Origin of the sequence: Nitrincola alkalisediminis, assembly GCF_009821115.1 — a bacterium.
Taxonomy (GTDB): domain Bacteria; phylum Pseudomonadota; class Gammaproteobacteria; order Pseudomonadales; family Balneatricaceae; genus Nitrincola; species Nitrincola alkalisediminis.
This window is the reverse complement of sequence record NZ_VYTY01000005.1, coordinates 178,437-200,042: the sequence shown is the minus strand read 5'-3', so window position 1 is coordinate 200,042 and position 21,606 is coordinate 178,437. Positions and strand designations below refer to the sequence as shown.

At 46.7% G+C, this 21,606-nt stretch carries 20 protein-coding genes; 11 read left to right on the top strand and 9 right to left on the bottom strand.

From position 1 onward, the window contains the following. Positions 1-1,308 carry a 16S rRNA (cytosine(967)-C(5))-methyltransferase RsmB gene (gene rsmB, locus F5971_RS09945; RefSeq protein WP_193494873.1) on the top strand — a complete coding sequence of 436 codons (1,308 nt, stop codon included), beginning with the start codon at positions 1-3 and terminating at the stop codon, positions 1,306-1,308. Positions 1,309-1,356: 48 nt separating this feature from the next. On the opposite strand, the gene F5971_RS09940 is transcribed toward rsmB, so the two are convergent. Next, the gene (locus F5971_RS09940; RefSeq protein WP_036512727.1) at positions 1,357-2,253 is read right to left on the bottom strand and encodes a lysophospholipid acyltransferase family protein; all 897 of its coding nucleotides are present in this window, start codon (positions 2,251-2,253) and stop codon (positions 1,357-1,359) included. Between the two features lie 150 nt (positions 2,254-2,403). Here F5971_RS09940 and glyQ point away from each other — a divergent pair, with 150 nt between their 5' ends. Then, the gene (gene glyQ, locus F5971_RS09935) at positions 2,404-3,357 is read left to right on the top strand and encodes a glycine--tRNA ligase subunit alpha (protein WP_420329346.1); all 954 of its coding nucleotides are present in this window, start codon (positions 2,404-2,406) and stop codon (positions 3,355-3,357) included. Further along, a complete protein-coding gene (glyS, locus tag F5971_RS09930; protein WP_193494872.1) occupies positions 3,357-5,402 on the top strand; it encodes a glycine--tRNA ligase subunit beta in 2,046 nt (681 codons plus the stop codon). Before glyQ ends, glyS begins: the two co-directional genes overlap by 1 nt. Positions 5,403-5,479: 77 nt before the next feature. Here the strand turns inward: glyS and F5971_RS09925 are convergent, their stop codons facing one another. Beyond that, a complete protein-coding gene (locus F5971_RS09925) occupies positions 5,480-6,172 on the bottom strand; it encodes a P-loop NTPase family protein (protein ID WP_036512736.1) in 693 nt (230 codons plus the stop codon). A 473-nt stretch (positions 6,173-6,645) separates the two neighbouring features. Here F5971_RS09925 and F5971_RS09920 point away from each other — a divergent pair, with 473 nt between their 5' ends. Beyond that, entirely contained in the window at positions 6,646-6,951 is a 306-nt protein-coding gene (locus F5971_RS09920) for a type II toxin-antitoxin system TacA family antitoxin (protein WP_051514535.1), read from the top strand. After that, positions 6,929-7,450, top strand: coding sequence for a GNAT family N-acetyltransferase (locus F5971_RS09915; RefSeq protein WP_051514536.1), 522 nt, complete (start codon positions 6,929-6,931; stop codon positions 7,448-7,450). The genes F5971_RS09920 and F5971_RS09915 overlap by 23 nt, the downstream gene beginning before the upstream one ends. 347 nt (positions 7,451-7,797) lie before the next feature. Here the strand turns inward: F5971_RS09915 and gyrB are convergent, their stop codons facing one another. The 4 genes from gyrB to dnaA are packed head-to-tail and all read right to left on the bottom strand — an operon-like array spanning position 7,798 to position 14,100. Next, entirely contained in the window at positions 7,798-10,224 is a 2,427-nt protein-coding gene (gyrB, locus tag F5971_RS09910; protein ID WP_036512739.1) for a DNA topoisomerase (ATP-hydrolyzing) subunit B, read from the bottom strand. Between the two features lies 1 nt (position 10,225). Continuing rightward, on the bottom strand, positions 10,226-11,329 hold the full coding sequence (gene recF / locus F5971_RS09905; protein WP_193494871.1) for a DNA replication/repair protein RecF: 1,104 nt from the start codon (positions 11,327-11,329) through the stop codon (positions 10,226-10,228). A gap of 56 nt (positions 11,330-11,385) precedes the next feature. Beyond that, the gene (gene dnaN / locus F5971_RS09900) at positions 11,386-12,489 is read right to left on the bottom strand and encodes a DNA polymerase III subunit beta (RefSeq protein WP_036512745.1); all 1,104 of its coding nucleotides are present in this window, start codon (positions 12,487-12,489) and stop codon (positions 11,386-11,388) included. A gap of 30 nt (positions 12,490-12,519) precedes the next feature. Next, the gene (gene dnaA / locus F5971_RS09895; protein ID WP_036512747.1) at positions 12,520-14,100 is read right to left on the bottom strand and encodes a chromosomal replication initiator protein DnaA; all 1,581 of its coding nucleotides are present in this window, start codon (positions 14,098-14,100) and stop codon (positions 12,520-12,522) included. Positions 14,101-14,394: 294 nt separating this feature from the next. Here dnaA and rpmH point away from each other — a divergent pair, with 294 nt between their 5' ends. The 5 genes from rpmH (at position 14,395) to F5971_RS09870 (ending at position 18,607) form a co-directional block, all read left to right on the top strand. After that, the gene (gene rpmH / locus F5971_RS09890; protein WP_036512751.1) at positions 14,395-14,529 is read left to right on the top strand and encodes a 50S ribosomal protein L34; all 135 of its coding nucleotides are present in this window, start codon (positions 14,395-14,397) and stop codon (positions 14,527-14,529) included. Between the two features lie 24 nt (positions 14,530-14,553). Beyond that, entirely contained in the window at positions 14,554-14,928 is a 375-nt protein-coding gene (gene rnpA, locus F5971_RS09885; protein ID WP_036512754.1) for a ribonuclease P protein component, read from the top strand. Positions 14,929-14,941: 13 nt separating this feature from the next. Further along, a complete protein-coding gene (gene yidC, locus F5971_RS09880; protein ID WP_036512756.1) occupies positions 14,942-16,612 on the top strand; it encodes a membrane protein insertase YidC in 1,671 nt (556 codons plus the stop codon). Positions 16,613-16,695: 83 nt separating this feature from the next. Then, positions 16,696-18,063: a tRNA uridine-5-carboxymethylaminomethyl(34) synthesis GTPase MnmE gene (mnmE, locus tag F5971_RS09875; protein WP_193494870.1), complete on the top strand. Its 1,368-nt coding sequence runs from the start codon at positions 16,696-16,698 to the stop codon at positions 18,061-18,063. Positions 18,064-18,142: 79 nt separating this feature from the next. After that, the gene (locus F5971_RS09870; protein WP_193494869.1) at positions 18,143-18,607 is read left to right on the top strand and encodes an EVE domain-containing protein; all 465 of its coding nucleotides are present in this window, start codon (positions 18,143-18,145) and stop codon (positions 18,605-18,607) included. Here F5971_RS09870 and F5971_RS09865 read toward each other — a convergent pair. The 3 genes from F5971_RS09865 to F5971_RS09855 all read right to left on the bottom strand — a co-directional run bounded on the left by F5971_RS09865 (position 18,590) and on the right by F5971_RS09855 (position 20,805). After that, entirely contained in the window at positions 18,590-19,435 is an 846-nt protein-coding gene (locus tag F5971_RS09865; protein ID WP_193494868.1) for an MOSC domain-containing protein, read from the bottom strand. The two genes, F5971_RS09870 and F5971_RS09865, sit on opposite strands and share 18 nt — an antisense overlap. A gap of 8 nt (positions 19,436-19,443) precedes the next feature. Further along, entirely contained in the window at positions 19,444-19,692 is a 249-nt protein-coding gene (locus F5971_RS09860) for a GNAT family N-acetyltransferase (RefSeq protein WP_036512771.1), read from the bottom strand. 78 nt (positions 19,693-19,770) lie between these two features. After that, the gene (locus tag F5971_RS09855) at positions 19,771-20,805 is read right to left on the bottom strand and encodes an NAD(P)H-dependent flavin oxidoreductase (protein ID WP_223116307.1); all 1,035 of its coding nucleotides are present in this window, start codon (positions 20,803-20,805) and stop codon (positions 19,771-19,773) included. A 196-nt stretch (positions 20,806-21,001) separates the two neighbouring features. Between F5971_RS09855 and F5971_RS09850 the strand changes: the two genes are divergently transcribed. Next, entirely contained in the window at positions 21,002-21,598 is a 597-nt protein-coding gene (locus F5971_RS09850) for a LemA family protein (protein ID WP_193494867.1), read from the top strand. Positions 21,599-21,606 lie beyond the last annotated feature (8 nt).

The window sequence follows — 21,606 nt, the reverse complement described above, 5'->3', positions numbered from 1 at the left end:
TTGAAGAATGTTCGTGAAGCAGCGGCAATTGTCATCAGCCACCTCATTCAGCAGCAGGGGTCACTATCGACCCTTCTCTCTGATCAGTTTGAGGCGATTCCTGAAAGAGACAAAGCGCTGCTGCAACAACTTTGCTATGGAACGGCTCGCGATTACTATCGACTCTATGCCTTGGCAGGCCAGTTCTTAAAGCAACCCTGTGACCAAACAGATACAGATGTTCTTGCATTGGTGTTACTGGGCTTGTATCAGCTGCGTGACATGCGTATTCCTGCCCATGCAGCCATCAGTGAAACCGTCTCGGCAATCAGCGCACTGGGTAAACCTTGGGCCAAGGGCTTGATCAATGCCATCTTACGTCGCTATCAGCGAGAGGGGGCTGACATTGAGAAAACACTGGCACTTAACGATGCGTCCTATCAGTTTAACCATCCTACGTGGATGATCGAAAAGCTCCGCCATAACTGGCCGGAGCACTGGCAAAGCCTATTGCAAAACAATGATGTTAAAGGTCCACTTTGCCTCAGGATCAACGCACTGAGATCATCCATGGATCAGTGGGATGCGCAGGCGCAAGCCCATAGTATCGCTTATCAATCGGGGCGTTTTAGTGAGCATGCGATCTATCTTGAGGAAGCCACCGATGTTCATCTGATCCCAGGGTTTGATGAAGGGCTTCTGAGCATTCAGGATGAAGCTGCCCAGTTAGCGTCACCGTTATTAATGCTCGCGCCTGGACAACGCGTCTTAGACGCCTGTGCGGCACCGGGTGGTAAGCTTTGCCATTTACTCGAATCTGAGGCCGAATTATCAGATGTCATCGCTCTGGAGCTTAACGAAGGCCGCATAGACCGGATATATCAAAACCTAGAGCGTTTAGGCTTACAAACCCGCTGTCAGGTTTTGCAAGCGGATGCATCAAGCCTGGACTGGTGGGATGGGCAACTCTTCGATCGCATTTTGCTGGATACTCCTTGCAGTGGCACGGGCGTCATTCGACGCAATCCCGACATAAAGATTTTAAGGCAGAATGAAAATATCCTGCATCTGGCTAAGTTGCAGTTGGATATTTTGGAAAATCTTTGGCAAGTTCTGAAAGTGGATGGTGTGCTGGTTTACGCAACCTGCTCAGTTTTCCCACAAGAGAATGAGCGCATTATCGAGCGCTTTTGCAAACTGCACAGTGATGCACATCACGATCCCATCGAAGCCGAGTGGGGGATTGAAAGACCCTATGGAAGACAACTCTTTCCGCAGACAGCAGGCCATGATGGTTTTTTCTACGCGCGCTTAATTAAAAAGGCGTAATGGCTGACGCTCGGGGTGTAAAGTCCCGAGCAAGCTGTAGCGTTCAATTTATTGGTAAATATCCACTTCACCTTCCGGCCGTGAACTAAAGCGTTTGTATTCCCATTGATACTGCCAAGGCGCCTGTCGTACACAGTGCTCAACCGTTCGATTCATTGCCGCAGCGGCAACGGATACGTCTTTTTGATTGATATCTGGGTCTCCCTCATAAAAATAAATCTCAAAGCCCTGTGCATCTGGCAGACGCTTAGCAAAACCACATACCACACTCGCACCGGTTTGCGCCGCCAACTGGGGTAGGAGCTTCATCGTAAGGGCAGGCGAGTTAAAAAATGGAACGTAGACACCACTTTCTAGATCCGGCTCTTGATCCGGCAAAATACCCACCATTTCTCCACGCTTCAACGCCTTCATAACCATCCTCACGCCCTGCACATTCGCAGGCGCCATCCGTGAACCTAGACGTGCTCGCATACGTTTAATCAGCTTATCCATAGCGGGTTGTTTAGGTGGCTTATACATGGCGGTGAAACTGTACTTATTGGATAGGTATAAATTTAACACTTCCCAATTGCCTAGATGCGGTGCTATAAAAATAACGCCTTTGCCCTTCGCTAACGCATTTGTAATGAGTTCTTCATGGTGTATCTTGACGATCTTCTTCAAGGTTCGCTGGGGTGGCCATAGCCAAGACATGCCCATTTCAGACACAGACTTACCTGTTTCAATCAGACTGGCTTGCACGGCCGCCTGACGCTCAACATCGCTCAATTCAGGAAAGCAGTGCGCAATATTACTCTGCGTAAATCGGTACCATTTATTTTTATCCCCTTGTCGATAAAAATAACGTCCTAGTCGTATCCCCAAGCACTGAGCCCAAGACAACGGCAACAGCGCCATTAATCCCAGAAAACTGATGGCCAAAATACTCTTAATTTTCTTCACGGCATAATCCTGTATTTTTTCATTGCAAAAGTATACCTCTTCGTAAGGGTCGACTAAACCAAGATAATGACCTTAGATAGACGCTTAGCGCTTCATGTTGATGTATAATTTGGCCTTTATTTTGATCAATTAATAGCTAAGGTGATTCTCGTGACTGACAAGGCGACTCCAGACGTTAGCACATTTCAGGGGCTTATCCTCGCATTGCAGCAATACTGGGGCGACCAGGGTTGTGTTCTGGTGCAGCCTCTGGATCTTGAAGTAGGGGCCGGAACCTTCCATCCCGCTACCTTTTTACGTGCCATTGGCCCTGAGTATTGGCGTTCGGCCTATGTACAACCCAGTCGACGTCCTACGGACGGTCGCTATGGTGAAAACCCAAATCGACTTCAACATTACTATCAGTTTCAGGTGGTGATGAAGCCCTCACCTGATAACTTTCAGGATCTTTTTTTAGGATCCTTGATGCACATAGGCTTAGACCCCAGCGTTCATGACATTCGCTTTGTTGAGGATAACTGGGAATCACCAACACTCGGTGCGTGGGGCCTGGGTTGGGAGATTTGGTTAAACGGCATGGAAGTGACCCAATTCACCTATTTCCAGCAAGCCGGTGGCTTGGAATGTTACCCCGTCACAGGTGAGTTAACCTACGGCTTAGAGCGTATCGCCATGTACCTTCAGGAAGTGGACAGTGTCTATGATCTGATCTGGGCCAAGCAACCTGACGGCAGTGTTGTTACCTACGGTGATGTGTATCATCAAAATGAAGTCGAGATGTCGACGTACAATTTTGAACACGCTGATGTTCCTCAACTTTTCCTCAACTTCGACCACTATGAAAAAGAGTGCCTAAAGTTGCTTGAGGCGTCGCTTCCTTTACCCGCGTACGAAATGGTATTAAAAGCCTCTCATACCTTTAACCTGCTCGATTCACGCCATGCGATATCCGTCACGGAGCGTCAGCGCTTTATTCTTCGAGTGCGCACACTTGCCCGAAATGTTGCCCACGCGTACTTTGATAAACGTCGAGCATTAGGCTTCCCCTTGGCACCTGAAGCCTTGCGTCTAGAAGTGTTATCGGCTTATGAGGAGTCTAAATAATGGTTGATCAACAAGATTTTCTCGTTGAATTAGGAACAGAAGAGCTGCCTCCCAAGGCACTTAAAACTCTATCCAATGCGTTTTTAGCTGGCATCGAAAGTGGTTTACAGCAAAATGCCATTCAATATGATTCAGCACGCGCCTATGCATCTCCTCGCCGTTTAGCTGTGATTGTATCGGGTTTAAGCACCCAGCAACCGGACCGTGTTTTTGAAAAGCGCGGTCCCGCCACTTCAGCTCCTGAAAAAGCCGTTCAGGGTTTTGCTGGGTCCTGCGGTGTAACCCTTGCCGAACTTGAGACCATGGAGGTTGGGAAGGGGACGTATTATGTGTATCGTGGCACTGAAGCCGGAAAGCAAACACAAGATCTGTTACCTGAAATTGTGGCCCAGTCACTCAACGCGCTGCCCATTCCAAAACGGATGCGCTGGGGCGCACGTCGTACTGAGTTTGTAAGACCCGTTCATTGGCTGGTCATGTTGATGGGTGACCAAGTCATCCCCTGTGAAATTCTCGGCTTAACCTCCGGCAATACAACCCGCGGGCATCGCTTCCACTTTAATCAAACAATTGAACTTGCGTCAGCGGCTGAGTACGAAGCCAAACTGCTGAGCCCAGGTAAAGTCATTGTTGATTTTGATCGCCGTATGCAGACCATTGAAGCGCGAGTTCTGGCTGAAGCTCGGAAACTCAATGCAAGAGTTGTCATTGATCCCAGCTTACTGGAAGAGGTGGCGGCACTGAATGAGTGGCCAGTCGCACTGACAGGACGTTTTGAAGAGCGTTTTCTTGATGTGCCTTCAGAGGCATTAATCTCGTCAATGAAAGCCAACCAGAAGTACTTCCATTTGGTGGATACAAACAACCAACTGCTTCCGTACTTCATTACAGTGGCCAACATTGAATCCAACGATCCAGCTCAGATTATTTCCGGTAATGAAAAGGTTATTCGCCCGCGCTTAGCGGATGCCGCTTTCTTCTTTAACCAAGATAAGCAGCACCCACTCATTTCTCGTACCGAGAAGCTGAAAAGCATCGTCTTCCAACATGACCTGGGCACGGTCTTTGAAAAGACACAGCGTATTGAGACGTTAGCTACAGCGATTTCTGAACGCATTGGTGGCAACCCTGCGTTTGCAGCACGTGCGGCTCAGTTATCAAAGTGTGATTTAATGACCGATATGGTTTTTGAGTTCACCGAGTTGCAAGGGCTCATGGGCTATCATTATGCACTGCATGATGGCGAGCCAGCCGAGGTTGCCAGCGCCTTGAACGAGCAGTATATGCCACGCTTCTCTGGTGACGAACTGCCGCACACACGTACAGGCATTGCCTTAGCCTTAGCGGATCGTTTAGACACGCTGACAGGCTTATTTGGCATCAATCAGCCACCCACAGGTTCTAAAGATCCATTTGCCTTGCGTCGGCAGTCACTCGGCATTCTTAGAATCATCATCGAGCATCAGCTGGATTTAGACCTAGTTGAATTAACCAACCTAGCGGCAAGTCAATATGGCCAGCTTCCTGGCCAAGCGGATGTCGCTCAGCGTGTAGTTGATTTCATGCTAGATCGTTTTAAAGCCTGGTACGATGAGCAAGCGATTTCGGCTGAGATCTACTTATCCGTCCATGCTTTACGGCCCACACAGCCACTCGATTTTGATAAACGTATTCAGGCTGTTGCTGCATTTACTCAGCTGCCAGAAGCAAAAGACCTTGCTGCAGCGAATAAGCGCGTATCAAATATTTTATCTAAGCAGGGCACTAGCGATGCTGAGGTTAACGAAAACCTGCTTGTCGAGGTTGCAGAGAAGACTCTCTATCAACTGATGTCTGAAATCGAGCCTGACGTTAATCACTTGTTTTCGACGGGTGCCTATACGGAAGCCATGCAGCGTTTAGCAAAACTGAATGACCCAATCAATCAGTTCTTTGATGATGTGATGGTAATGGCCGAAGATGAAGCGCTGCGTTTGAATCGTCTTGCGCTCCTCTCCAAGCTACGTAAACTCTTCTTGGGCGTTGCAGATATTTCTTTGCTCTAACCCTCTATATGCTCCACAAAAAAACCGTATCAACTGATACGGTTTTTTTTGCTTCACGTGAAGCATTTCAGATCATTTTAAACTGACTTGGACTCAAGCGCAGAGTTCAATGCGGCATAGGCTTTTTTCAACCACACTTTCACACGTTGACGTTCCATAATACCAAGATGGTTTTCACCTTCTTTAATATTGGCTGCACCCCAAAAACTGAAGGAGGAGTGTTCAATTTTGCGCATGGTCGCTGCATGTAAGCAGGGCAGCTCAATCGAGGTCGCCTTAGTTAAGTCACTTGTTAGAAAGGCATCAACCTTTGAAAAATCAGAACCTCTGCCCAAATTTTTGACTACGACACACTTCAACTGATCAGAGTAACGTTGACTGAATGCTTTTAATAACGACAAGGAATCCAGACCATCATCCACCACATACCATGCCAGCAATTCAATATTTAACTCTTCGCAAAGTTCCGCCACACCATTCTCGTTCATCCAAAGGTCAAGAAATCGTTCACTCTGAGCTGGCAAGTCAATTAGGACATCAACATCCTTTTCAACAACCGTTTCAATAATCTGGTCGGCACCTTCAAAATCGTCCAACACAATACGCCGTGTAGACTGTCCGTACGACCGCGTTAAGGTTGCATGGGACTGATCGGCATCCATACCGATAAAAGGCATAGCATTATCCAAAAAATACTGCGACAGTAAGCGCGAAAGAACCGATTTACCAACTCCGCCTTTCTCTCCGCCAACAAAATGAACACGACGCATATCGATCTCCTAAAGAGCATAAATTCATTAATGGGGCAGGTCTAATCATATTATTAGTATATGAAGGTTAGTGTACAAAGAAATGGCTATAGATGCAGAATTAATTTTCGGCATCTTAGCTAAATCTAGAATGAAGCTCTTATGATCGAGGCAATATGAAGGGGGAAGGGATTAAGATAATGTCAAAGCTGGAAACTAACACACCCGAATAGAATAAAGATCTATCTGTGCAGATAAAACCCGTTTGTCGACTCACAAATAGAGTGAAATTAATCGAGAACGTTTTTCACCGATCAGGTAAATAACCACCTTAGCGATCTTTTTAATCTTGTGTGCCTATATAGCACACACCCTTGACAACTTGGATTCGTATGCCATAATGACACACAATGCTGATTAATATGATTAACCCTAGTGAATGACAGCATTCGCCACTTATGGCGAAAAACTAAGACCAAAAATAGGAGAAAACAATGACCGTCGTAGCACCAAAGGACGCAAGGCTAGTTGCACGTGTTTCGCAGGATGTTCAGGAATTTGTAAAAAATGCTGCGGATCTGTCTGGTGCAACACTGTCTCAATTTATCGTAGAGGCCGTAACAACCAAGGCCCGATCGGTTTACGAAAGTGAGCATAGCATTCGCCTCTCAATGCAGGGAGCAGAAACTGTTTTTGCCGCTCTAGACAATCCGCCACCAATCAATAGCAAACTTTTGGCCGCTGCCAAAACGTTTAACGAAAAAGGTGGTTTTAAATATGCTGAAGACAGTGCAACTTGATAAGAAACAACACGACCGTAACAACTTTGATTGCGGTGTTGAAGCTTTAAACGTCTACCTAGCGAAACATGCCAGCAGTTCAGATCAACGCTCACTGACTAAAACGTTTGTTCTCGTTGATTCTGAACAACCTAAGAGAGTCATCGGTTTTTATACACTGGCTTATGCAACTGTATCTGTACGAGATGGCTTTCCTCGACTCAAAAACTATCCTCACCCCGTGCCAGCCTTAAAGCTAGCTCGTATGGCTGTAGATAAAAATTTCAAAAACCATCGCTTCGGTGAACAGCTGCTACTTGAATGCATTAGAAAAACAGCACTTGCTGCTCAACCTGATAGTCCTGCAGCAGTAATAGGACTCTTTGTTGACGCGAAAGAAGATACTGTTGATTTTTACAAACAATATGGCTTTATCGAAGCTAGCTGCGAAAACACACACAGCCTCTACCTCCCCATAAAGACTTGCGAGAAGACAGCTTTAGCCATGGAAAACGGTTAAACGTGAAAATTGATCAGGCTTGTGATCCACCTGATCGCAGTCGTCTTCGCCTGATAATCGCTTTCGAGGAAAGAGTTAAGCAGACTCTATCCATTCAACAGGGGTATTGGAGGAGAGTTGAATGATCTGAGAATGAATGGAGCTCATCGATGCTGAGAAATAACTGCTGAATAGACACAAAAAATCCGATTAAAAAGCTTAATCGGATTTTCTGAGGCTATTTAACTAAATGCATTTCTTAAGTGAACAGCATTAGCCATTCGACTGTTTTTTTTATTCCGGTTTCATTTTATACGAAACGCCATTTCACTATAGAAAGCGTTTTACTTCAAATGAGATCTGATAGCTTAAACATCCAAGTTAGAAACATTCAGCGCATTATGCTCAATAAACGCTCTACGGGGCTCAACATCATCACCCATCAATGTCGCGAATAGCTGGTCAGCTGCAATTGCATCATCAATGGTAACCTGCAGCATGCGTCTTGCATCGGGGTCCATGGTGGTTTCCCAGAGTTGATCTGGGTTCATTTCACCCAATCCTTTGTAACGCTGAATCGAGTTTCCTTTACGAGAGATTTCCAACAACCACTTGATACCATCGCCCAAGTTTCTTAGGGGATACTTACGTTCGCCACGCTGCAAGAAAGCGCCTTCTTCTAGCAAGGCTTGCATCTCGGCACCTAACTCGGCAATTGCCTTGTAATCTCTTGATCTAAAGAAGTCTTGGTCAAATGTATAACGCGTATCCACACCGTGCTGCGTCAAAATCACTTGAGGAATAAACTGGCTATGCTCGCGGTCTTCAATGACTGAGCAGCCGTACCAAGCAGAGCTTGAACTCACGTAGTCCATTAAGTAGGTCGACAGGGTATCTACCCATGCTTGGACTGCTTCACGTGAAGCAAGTGAATCAACGCTCAGCTGCGGCAAATACAGCAACTGTGATAAAACTGAACTCGGATACACACGACTGATACGTGCAATAAGCGACTCAACATGACGATAACGTGAGATCAAAGACTCCAGTGCTGCACCGAGAATTGGAGGCGCTTCAGCACTTGGGAACAGGGATGTGCCATCTAAAGCACCTTGGAGAAGGTACTGTTCCAGTGCGGCTTCATCTTTTAGGTATTGCTCTTGCTTACCTTTCTTCACTTTATACAAAGGTGGCTGAGCAATGTAGATATGCCCGCGCTCGATGATGGATGGCATTTGACGGAAGAAAAAGGTCAAGAGCAGGGTGCGGATATGCGAACCATCGACGTCAGCATCTGTCATGATAATGATGCTGTGATAACGCAATTTATCGGCATTAAACTCTTCACGACCTATCCCACAGCCTAACGCCGTGATCAAGGTACCCACTTCAGTTGAGGTCAGCATCTTATCAAAACGTGCTTTTTCAACATTCAAGATTTTACCTTTGAGTGGCAAAATAGCTTGTGTACGGCGGTCACGACCTTGCTTAGCAGAACCACCCGCCGAGTCACCCTCCACAAGGTAGAGTTCAGACAACGCAGGGTCTTTTTCTTGGCAGTCAGCCAATTTACCAGGCAAGCCTGCGATATCCAACGCACCTTTACGACGCGTCATTTCACGCGCCTTGCGGGCAGCCTCACGCGCACGTGCTGCATCAATCATTTTAGACACGATGGCTTTGGCATCTGAAGGGCTCTCCAACAGATAATCAGACAAGTGCTGTGCCATCAGCTGTTCAACCGCCGTCTTCACTTCAGATGAAACCAGTTTATCTTTGGTTTGCGAGGAGAACTTTGGATCAGGCACTTTAACCGAAATGATGGCATTTAAGCCTTCACGGCTATCATCACCCGTGGTTGCCACTTTGCCGTTTTTATTCAGCTGCTCAGACTCAATGTAGTTGTTTAAACAACGTGTCAGCGATGCTCTAAAGCCCGACAGGTGAGTCCCGCCATCACGCTGAGGAATGTTGTTTGCAAAACAGTGAATGCTCTCCTGGAAACCGTCATTCCACTGCATGGCTACTTCAACACCCACACCGTTCTCATGCATGGCATTAAAATGAAATACAGAGTTAACCGTGGATTTATTCTGGTTGAGATAGGCAACAAAAGACGCAAGGCCCCCTTCGTATTCGAAAATCTCTTCGCGGCCTGCACGCTCATCTTTTAAGCGGATACGAACACCCGAATTTAGAAAAGACAGCTCACGCAAACGCTTTGCCAAGATATCAAATTGGAAGTGGATATTGCTAAACGTTTCTTCAGACGGCTTGAAGCGAACAATCGTTCCTGTGGAATCTGTTTCACCTACGATTTTCAAAGGCGCTTGTGGCACACCGTGGTGATAGATCTGCTCATGCACCTTACCATCACGACGTATGGACAGTTTAAGCTCACTGGAGAGCGCATTTACAACGGATACACCCACACCATGCAAACCACCCGACACCTTGTAAGTATTGTCATCAAACTTACCGCCGGCGTGCAAAACAGTCATAATCACTTCAGCGGCTGAAACACCTTCACCTTCGTGAATGTCCGTTGGAATACCACGACCATTGTCGGCAACAGAGACGCTTTCATCCGGATGGATAATTACCGTCACTTCAGAACAGTAACCCGCCAGCGCTTCGTCAATTCCATTATCAACTAACTCAAACACCATATGATGAAGGCCACTGCCATCATCGGTATCACCGATATACATACCCGGGCGTTTTCTAACCGCATCAAGCCCTTTTAGGACTTTAATACTAGTTGAGTCATAACTATTATGGTTTTCACCACTCATTTTAATCTCCTAGCGCAACCTTGTGCGATAACCGTCCAGAATCCAGATGAAAGAGCGACAGATCGATATCCGCAGCCCAAAATTGCGTCATAGTGTCAGGATCGACACAGGTTATAAAACATTGATCCAAACTTTGACTGATAAAATCACAGAATAAACGACAGTGTTTATCATCAAGCTCAGAAGGCAAATCATCGAATAAATAAATACAGGGGCGATTCGAATATCGACGATACAGGGATCCTTGTGCCAACTTCAGGGCGCTGACAACCAGTTTCTTCTGACCACGTGATAGGATATCAGCCGCATTCTTCTGCTCCAGGCGAAAACGCAAATCAGCTCTCTGTGGCCCCAAATGTGTGAAGCCATGCTGTAGATCACGAGCAAAGTTTTCTTCAAGCATATCAGCCAACGCACGCTTGCGATCCCAGCCAGCCGAAAAGCCAAGTCGTATTGGAACGTCACCTAATAAAACAGACAGAATCTGCTCGAACTCAGGAATCAGCGCTTGAATGTATCGGTCTCGAAGATCCGTTAGGGCTTGCCCTTGCTCGACAAATTCTCGGTTCCACACCTGCATTTGTACTGGGTCTATCTTACCATATTTCAGCAATGAATTCCGTTGTTTCAGCGCACGTTTAAAGCTCCTCCAGCGCGTAATAAACGCTGACTCAGAGTGAAAACAACCCCAATCCAAAAACTGTCGGCGTACCGTGGGACTTCCGTCTAGTAACTCAAAGGTACCTGAGTGAATTACTTGCACTGGCAACAATGCGGCCAGCTCTGCCGAGTCGAGCGTACGACCATCGTAACGCGCTTTAACACCGCCTTGATCGTCACGCTCAACACCTAGCGCCGACAAGCGCTGCTCAGAAAATGGATCAATACGCGCAAACACCAGAGCGTGATGAGCCCCTTGAGACATTAGATGACGAAACTGGCTGGTGCGAAAAGAACGTGTGGTGGCTAGAAAATGAATGGCCTCCAAGACACTGGTTTTACCACTGCCATTCGCACCATACAGAATATTAACACGAGAGACAGGTGTTAAATCAGCCTGACTTAAATTGCGGATATTCGTAATTTTAATTCGTTTTAGGGTCATTGATGAGATCATAACGAGCGACTGCAGGTATCAGTCGCTCGCTGTCAGACGGTTAGCTACATGCGCATCGGCATTACAACATACATAGCATCGGTTTCATCAAACCCTTGGATCAATGCACTGCTATTGGAATCCGATAAGTTAAAACGTACAACGTCAGTATTCAGAATTGACAAGACATCTAGAAGGTAATTGACGTTAAACCCTATCTCGATACTTTGCCCCTCAAAATCAACGGACAAAGACTCTTCCGCTTCTTCCTGCTCAGGGTTGTTTGCCGACACTTGCAGCAAGCCGTCATTGATGTTTAAACGCACGCCACGATACTTCTCATTGGATAAAATCGCGATACGCGTAAATACCTGACGTAACTCCAAACGATCACCCAGCAGCGTTTTATCACTGTTACGCGGAATAACGCGGTTGTAATCCGGAAACTTGCCATCTACGAGTTTAGAGGTAAAAGTGAAATCTCCGACAACGGCACGAATGTGGTTTGCACCAATCACCAACTGAACGGGGGTGTCACCACCTTGCAATAAGCGAGCAAGTTCAAGAATACCTTTTCTTGGCACAATGATTTGGTGGAACAGTGTCGAATCCACATCAACCGCCGCAGAACAGGTCGCTAGTCGATGGCCATCTGTGGAGACAGCTCGAAGCAGACCGTCTTTAACTTCCAACAGCATTCCGTTCAAATAATAACGAACGTCCTGTTGCGCCATAGAAAAGCCAGTTCGCTCAATAAGATGACGCAAGGATGATTGAGGCAACGAAAGGGTTAAGGCTTCAGGGCTGTCTTCAACATTTGGAAAGTCAGCCGCTGGCAAGGTCGACAAAGAGAATCGACTGCGACCCGAACGTAACGACGCCTTCGCACCATCACACTCGATCTCGATGCGCGCATCGTCGGCTAAGGACTTACAGATATCCATCAGTTTTCGAGCAGGAAGTGTAACAGCTCCCGGTTCAACCACTTCGGCAACAGGAATCCGAGCCACTAGCTCGACTTCTAAATCGGTACCGGTCAAGGACAATTGGCCTTGATCCGCAACCAATAGGACATTTGACAGTACCGGCATTGTCTGACGGCGCTCTACGACACCTGCCACTAACTGAAGTGGCTTTATTAGTGCTTCTCTGGAAATAACGAATCTCATGGCTGTCTTACCTTAGTCAGGATCCGGACGCTACGCCGTCAGGTGACGCAGCAGGTTTTTATAATCTTCACTGATGTCAGCATCGGTTTCCCTAAGCTCTTTGATTTTACGACACGCATGAAGAACGGTTGTATGGTCTCGTCCACCAAAAGCATTCCCAATTTCGGGAAGACTATGGTTCGTCAACTCTTTCGAAATGCTCATTGCAACTTGACGAGGCCTAGCCACTGAACGACTTCTACGCTTGGATAGAAGGTCAGCGATCTTAATCTTATAGTACTCAGCGACCACTCTCTGAATATTATCAATGCTGACTTGCTTATCCTGTAAGGCCAACAAGTCTTTTAAAGACTCTTTAATGAAAGGTGTTGATATAGTGCTACCGGTGAAGTGAGCATTCGCTATCACTCGCTTAAGCGCACCTTCAAGCTCTCTTACATTAGAGCGTATCTTTTGTGCGAGAAAAAACGCAGAATCATGGGGTAACTGAATCCTCGCTTCCTGCGCCTTTTTCATCAAAATTGCAACACGTGTCTCAAGCTCGGGTGGCTCAATTGGAACCGTTAGCCCCCAGCCAAAACGCGATTTAAGACGCTCTTCAACACCACTAATTTCTTTTGGGTAACGATCACTGGTTAAAATTAATTGCTGACCGCCCTCCAAAAGCGCATTGAAGGTGTGAAAAAACTCTTCTTGTGAACGCTCCTTGCCAGCAAAGAATTGAATATCATCGATTAGCAACGCATCAACAGATCGATAATAACGCTTAAAATCATTAAAGGCATTTAATTGTAAGGCTTTTACCATATCCGCGACGAAACGCTCAGAGTGCAAATAAAGAATCCGAGCATTTGGATTGCGACGCAGCATCTCACAACCCACGGCATGCATTAAGTGTGTTTTACCTAAGCCAACACCGCCATATATAAAGAGAGGGTTGTAGCCACCACCAGGGTTGTCAGCAACCTGTTGCGCCGCGGCCAGTGCCAACTGGTTCGATTTACCTTGAACAAATGCCTGAAACGTAAATGCCGGATTAAGGTTTGATTGATGCTTGACACCACCTTCGACATCGACTTTGCGCGGTTTACGTTTACGCGTATCTTCTGCGGGCAGCATTTCGAGCTCAAGTTGAGGCTCAGGCATGGCTTGCATATCCGAAGCGGATTCAGAACCAACAGAAGGTATATCGTATGACGTCGTTGACAAAGACTCACTATAGTGAGCCTCCTGAGCGGGCACATACACCGGATCATTTGACAAGACTGTCGGCGTCACAGGTGCGGGACTTCTTGCATCCGTTGTTTGAGCAACTGGCACTGATGCTACTGGATTCGACGGTCTTAGCAAAGGCTGCGCGGAGCCAGACTGAGCAATTTCAATCATCACTTCAGCACTAATGCTACCGGTCAAATGGCTAAAGGCTTGCCTGATATGACTTAAGTACTTATCGCTCACCCAATCTTTAACAAAACGGTTAGGCGCCAATAAGACGAGAAGATCGGTTTGACACTGAGCTAATCTAAGTGGCCTAATCCAGGTATTGTACTGCTGAGCCGGAAACTCATCCCGCAGACTGGACAGGCAGCGCTCCCATAACTCGTCAGACATGAATAACCTCTGTCAACACACATTAACCCATCGATAATAAACGTCTATTCTATCGGTTCATCGTAAACTTATCCACAATGAATCGCACCCTCAACCCTGACAGAGCAAGAATTAAATAAAATAACAAAGTATTTGCAAGCACAAGCAAGGGCGAATATAATCTCGCGTCTGATTTTTTATATAAAACGTGGCAACTAACGTGGAAAACCGTGGTAAACGTGCAAATAACGCGCGCGGCAACCCTAAATCACGTAGCTAACACGTAAGAGCTCTCACGTAAGCAGGACTGGTGCAATGAAAAGAACATTTCAACCTAGCGTTTTAAAGCGCGCTCGTACACATGGTTTCCGTGCTCGCATGGCAACAAAAAACGGCCGTCAGGTTTTAAACCGTCGCCGTGCTAAAGGCCGCAAAAGTCTGACTGTTTAATTCAGTTCAGCGGTTTTCGACTCAATGGCCGAATTCGGATACCCCCGTCAGTTACGTTTGTTAACTGGCGGGGACTTCAAACAGGTATTCGACAGAGCCAGTCTAAAAGTATCAGACCCCTCTCTGTTGATCCTTGCGAATCCAAATCAGCTTGGTCACCCACGCATCGGCTTCGTTATTTCAAAAAAAAATGTACGCCGGGCTGTTAAACGTAACCGCATTAGACGTATTATTCGCGAATCCTTTCGACTCCAGCAACATGATTTACCAGCAATTGATATGGTAATCCTTGCTCGCAAGGGATTGGATACCCTCTCTAATGAAGAGATTGTAGCCTTAATTAACCGAAGCTGGTCAAAGCTGAAACGAAAAGCTTCTAACGTCCTTAAAGAAAACTAATGGTTTAATCGCGATGGATGTACAGCGAGTCATATTATTATCCGTATTGTCAGTGCTAACGTACTTCCTGTTTCTCCAGTGGAATCAGGACTACAATCAACCTGTTGCGCAAGAAATCAGTAGCAGTCCTGTGGTTGCACGTTCAGCATCTGATCTCCCTTCGGCTGAGTCAGTGTCCGCTGATATTCCAGCGGTTGTGACGAATGAACCCACTTCTATAGCGTCCGAACAGGCAACGTCACAAGCGTCTGTCATTAGCGTTATTACCGACGTCCTGGACATTCGTATTGATGCCAGAGGCGGCGATATCATTTATGCAGCCTTGCCAGAGCACAAAGCCCAATTAAACTCTCCGCAATCGTTTGTACTTTTAGAGCAAAATGCAAATCGAACCTACGTTGCACAGAGTGGCTTAGTGGGTCGAGACGGCCCTGATGGGCGTGCTGAAGGACGCCCTCTATACCGTTCGCCACAAGCTGAATACAGCTTAGATGATAATGATACGCTTGTCGTTGACTTGCTTTACACCACCGAGACTGGTGTTGAAATCATCAAACGCTATTCTTTTGAGCGCGGAAGTTACCGTGTAGGCATGCGCTACATTGTGAATAACCCGTCAGAAGAGGCGTTCAGAGCAACACTCTTCGGACAGTTAAAGCGCGACCGTAGTGCAGATCCAACCAGTTCAACGTCAATTGGTATGGCGTCCTACTTAGGCGCAGTCTTCTCAACTGAAGACAATAACTACCAAAAAGTCTCATTCAGTGACATGGACAAAGGTAACTTCCAGCGTACCAGTAACAGCGGTTGGGTTGCATTTAGCCAACATTACTTTGTATCTGCGTGGGTACCTGAAGCTGGTCAAGAGATCGCTTTCCAAACACGTCGTGCAAATAATGAATACATTGCTGGTTTCCTCGCCCCTACGTTTGAAGTGGCACCTGGTGCATCATTTGAATCCAGTGCAACCTTGTTTGTTGGTCCTAAGGATCAAAAACAACTTGAAGCAACAGCGCCTAATTTAAAGCTGACTGTTGATTACGGTTGGCTCTGGTGGATTGCTTACCCTCTCTACTGGTTACTAACGACTATTCAGAGCTTTGTAGGAAACTGGGGTCTAGCAATTATTGGGATCACCATCGTTGTTAAAGCAGCACTCTTTCACTTGAATGCAAAAGCCTTCCGCTCTATGGCCAAAATGCGCAAATTTGGTCCTGAAATGATGCGCATGAAAGAGCTTTACGGTGATGATCGTCAAAAAATGTCTCAGGAAATGATGAAGCTCTACAAAAAAGAGCAGATTAATCCCCTAGGCGGCTGTCTACCTATATTGGCTCAAATGCCTGTGTTCATTGCACTCTACTGGGTGTTGATGGAATCCGTTGAACTGCGTCATGCACCTTTCTTCGGATACATCCAAGATTTATCGGTAATGGATCCTTATTTCATTCTGCCGATTTTGATGGGTGTGACCATGTTCTTGCAACAAAAGCTGAACCCGACACCACCGGACCCAATGCAAGCGAAGATTATGAAAATGCTTCCTATAGTTTTCACTTTCTTCTTCTTGTGGTTCCCTGCAGGTTTGGTATTGTACTGGTTAGTGAACAACATTTTGTCGATTGCTCAACAATGGTACATTACGAAGCAAATCGAGAAAGAAGACGTCAAAAAAGCGGCCTAGTGCTAGCTGAAAACACAAGAGGCTCCTTCGGGAGCCTTTTTGTTGTATAACGTTACATGTGATCCCTGACTTGGAGTTTATTCATGCCACACTACACACAGGATACGATTGCTGCTCAAGCCACTGCACCCGGTAAAGGTGGCGTTGGGATTATCCGAGTATCAGGACCCGACTGTCTCAAGATTGCTGAAACGCTTTTGAAGTTAATCCCTAAGCCACGCTATGCGCATTATGGAGACTTCTTTTCCAGGGATGGAAGGGTGATCGATCAAGGCATTGCTCTGTATTTTCCAGGTCCAAACTCATTTACAGGAGAGGATGTTCTGGAGTTTCAAGCACATGGCGGTCCAGTCGTTATGGATTTTATTTTACAAAATGTGATCGCACTGGGCGCTCGCGCTGCAAGGCCGGGAGAGTTTAGTGAACGGGCTTTCCTCAATGACAAACTAGATCTTGCCCAAGCCGAAGCCATTTCCGACCTGATCAACAGCACGTCCGAGCAAGCCGCACGTTGTGCACTTCGCTCACTGCAAGGCGAGTTTTCCAAGCGCATTCATCAACTGGTTGAGCGGCTGATTCAGCTGAGAATTTATGTCGAAGCAGCCATCGATTTCCCAGAAGAAGAAATCGATTTTCTGGCGGATGGCAAAGTCCAAAGTGATCTTATCCACATTATGCAGGATCTAAAAGATGTGCAGAAAGAGGCCCATCAAGGCAGTCTGATGCGCGAGGGTATGAATGTGGTCATTGCAGGCAAGCCCAATGCGGGAAAATCAAGTTTACTCAATGCACTAGCAGGCCGTGAAACAGCCATTGTCACCGATATTGCCGGCACAACCCGAGATGTGCTGCGCGAACATATCCACATTGACGGCATGCCACTGCATATTATCGACACTGCGGGTTTACGCGATGCCCCCGATACTGTGGAGCAAATTGGAATCAACAGGGCATGGGAAGAAATACATAAGGCTGACCGCATTTTAATGGTGGTGGACTCCAGCGAAACACGTGCGCACACACCTGAGGAAATCTGGCCAGAATTTGTTGCCCAACTAACGCACACCACGCATATTACCGTAATACGCAATAAGATTGATCTACAAGCAGAGAAACCGGAACTCATTAGTAACAGTGAGTACTCACTGATTTCTATTTCAGCCAAACAAGGGGAGGGAATAGACTTATTGAGAGAGCACCTGAAAACCTGCATGGGATTTAGCAGCACAACGGAAGGTGGCTTTATGGCTCGCCGTCGACACCTTGATGCGTTAGATAGGGCTCAACAACAGTTAGAGAAGGGCTTAGAGCAGCTGCAAGGCTTTAGTGCTGGTGAACTGCTGGCCGAAGATTTACGCGCTGCACAGCAGAGTTTAGGGGAGATTACAGGGGAAGTTACACCCGATGATTTACTTGGGCGTATTTTTTCGAGTTTTTGTATTGGGAAGTGAAATAGTAAAGCCGTGCAAATCGACAATATGACACTTAACACTTTCTACATTCTGAATTCTGACACTCTAGGCACTTAAAATGAACTACTGGCTTGCAAAAACAGAACCGGATGAATGCAGTATCTACGACTTTGCCAACCTACCCACAACCGCTCTGCGCTGGGACGGTGTTCGTAACTATCAAGCCCGTAATTATTTAGCCGACATGCAACTCGCCGATAGGGTGTTGGTGTATCATTCAAGCTGCAAACAGATAGGGGTGGCAGGTATCGTAGAAGTGACCAAAACAGCCTATCCAGATCCCACGCAGTTTGACCCGGCATCTGTTTATTACGACCCCAAAAGCACGAAAACCACACCTCGATGGCAAGCCGTCGATATGCGCTTTGTTGAGGTGTTTAACGAGGTCTTACCCTTAAAGAGCCTAAAGACTCTGCCTGAACTAAACGACTGCCCCTTGGTTAAACCCGGCAGTCGTTTATCGGTTATACCGCTGTCTAGCCGCATGTTCGATGCGATCATCGCCTCAGCTTCGCGGCGCTGAAGGGGCTTTCAACTCAGGTGCGGCTTTGTGAGAAAGCACCTCCACAGATGCTCCTTTGGTAATCAGGCCAGGTTTAATGACCACTAGGTTTTGACCAAAAATAGCGCCGCCGGACGCTAAACGTCGATATTGGCTTAAGGTGCGCAAAGGCTCCTGCAACGTATTAAAGGTTTCGGCCCCCACGGGTAATGTAATCAACTTACAACGCTCACAAGGTGAATGAACGGAAAACTCGGCTTCACCGATCTTTACATGCAACCACTGATCCTCTGCAAATGGCAGATTCCCCGTGATCACAAGATTAGGCCGAAACTGATGTATATCAAATGAAGCAGGGCAACGTTCTTGCAACCATTCATGAGACGCTTCAGTGGCCAGAAGTAGGGGATAGCCATCGGCAAAACTGACTTCAGATGTTTCGACATCCTTCACAGGGCGATGCGTCAACTCACCGAAATACACCAACCGACAGTCAATCTGCAAAAACTCACTCAACCATTGGTCGGCTTCATCGCTGCACTTTTGTGCAGAAACAACTTGTCCCCAGACCTTAACCTCGACATAGGTCTCTGAAAACTCATTAATCACTAACGATAGGCTGTCTTTATCCACAGCCGAAAGCACTAAACCCGTCTCAGTAGGCGTCGCCAACAAACGTGTTAATTTAGGATACTTACGCGCTGTGATAAACAGGCCGTCTTTATCCACTAGCATATAACGGCGATCTGCATTAAGACCTTTATAGTCAGCCCATGCACGGTCAATGCTGAGCGGTGCGCAGGATTTAACTGGATATATCACGATATCACTTACAAACAGACTCGACACAGTGCCCCCTATTTAGCAGTCCTTTTAATAAACCTATCCACATACCAACAGCTCGCAGAGAGTTGATACTCATTTGATCGTGCCCATTCTAAACCTGCATAGACCAGTGTTTCTGCAATTTTTCGTCCTCGCAGCTCATTGGGTACATAAGTACGTGTGAAATCAACCGATGTCCCAGTGACGTCATATTCCAAGACGGACTCTAGGTTGTCTTCAACCCAGACAAACCGATTTTTTTCAGGTTGATGTTTGACCATTTTAATCACCTCAATTAAAAACAGGGAAAGGTTGAGTCTCTAGGCTATTCGGATAACCCAACTTACCCCCATCGGCTGTCAATCGCCCGCTAACCAGTGAGTCAGTTCACCCGCAGCAATTTCTTGGCAACCCTTCACATTTTGCCCCGCCCAAAGTGGACTAAAGTCAGCATTGTTAAGCGCTTCAGATGCGGCACGAAGAGGTGCTATCGCCGTGCTCGCCAAAGGAAAGGCAGGGGGCAATGACGATAAAGGACCCAGTTCACGCATGATTCGATTCACGATGCCACGTGCAGGTCGTCCTGAAAATAGACGTGTCAGAGCCGTATGATCAGCCGCTGAGCTTTTTAAAGCTTTCCGATGCACCGATGTCGTTTTGGCCTCAGGACAGAGCAAATAGGCTGTCCCAATTTGAACACCGGCTGCACCCAAGGTCAAAGCCGCACGAACCGCTTTGGGACTTGCAATTCCACCTGCCGCAATAATGGGAGTCGATGTATGCTCAAGCAGTTGTGGAAGCAACGCAAATAGGCCTTTTTGCTCTGTCACATCATCGGTTAGAAACATCGCGCGATGCCCACCCGCTTCTAACCCCTGTGCGATGATGGCATCAACCCCTCTGGCTTGTAACCAAATTGCCTCCTCTAAGGTTGTCGCGGAGGATATAATTTTTCCTCCCCAGCCTCGGATACGGTTAAGCAATTGCTCATTTGGCAGACCAAAATGAAAGCTCACCACTTCTGGTTCAAACTCACTTAAGACATCACAGGCTTGAGCATCAAAAGGCCGACGCCCTAGCACCTCAGGAATGGCATCAGGGTCTAACCCTAACTCAACGTAATAGGGACGCAACGCTAAACGCCAACGCGCTTCGTGTTCTGCATCGGGGATAGGGGCTTGATGACAGAAAAAATTCACATTAATAGGTGACGTTGTTGCCATCCGAATCCTGTGAAGCTCCTGTTGAATCAACTCAGGCGATAACATCGCACAGGGCAACCCTCCTAATCCACCCGCTTGTGCCACGGCGATGGCCAGTTCACTGCCTTGAACGCCGGCCATCGGCGCTTGTAGAATCGGGTGTTTGATACCAAATAGCTCAGTTACCTTCACATTCAGATCCTCTTTGAGTCAGGATGTCTATTCACTCTAAACCTTAATCTTCACGTTCACATGCTCTTATACTCTTTCAACCGCTAAGAGTACAATTAGCACTTCATCTGAACTCTTTAAACTTTTACAATCAGGCAGGCATCAAACATAATTCACGCTAGACTTAGTGCAATCAACTTATCAAAGGGTTTTGAATATGGATATTTCATCAATCATTATTATTGCCGTTATCGCACTGCTTGTGTTCTACACCATCGGCATCTTCAACCGCTTAGTTGCCCTGAAAAACCGTTTCGAAAATGCGTTTGCGCAAATAGAAGTCCAGTTAAAACGTCGTTACGATCTGATCCCCAACTTAGTCGAGACAGCAAAGGGGTATATGAAGCATGAACGCGAAACGCTTGAAGCCGTTATTTCTGCCCGAAATACAGCCTTAGCCAGCTTACAAGCCGCCGCTGCCAATCCAGGGAGTGCCGCCGCACTTACTCAGCTTATGAGCTCAGAAGGCGCATTAAAAAGTGCCCTTGGCAGCTTAAACATCACAATGGAAGCTTATCCTGATTTAAAAGCATCTGAAAACATGCGCCAATTGTCTGAAGAGCTGATAAGCACTGAAAATAAAGTGTCTTTCTCGCGCCAAGCCTTCAACGATGCCGTCATGGCCTACAACACCTATAAGCAAAGTTTTCCACAGACCTTATTGGCAGCCACGTTTGGCCATGCGGCAGATGCATCCTTACTCGTTTTCGAAGACAGTGTTGCCATCCAAGCCGCTCCTAAAGTCTCTTTTTAAAAGCCAAA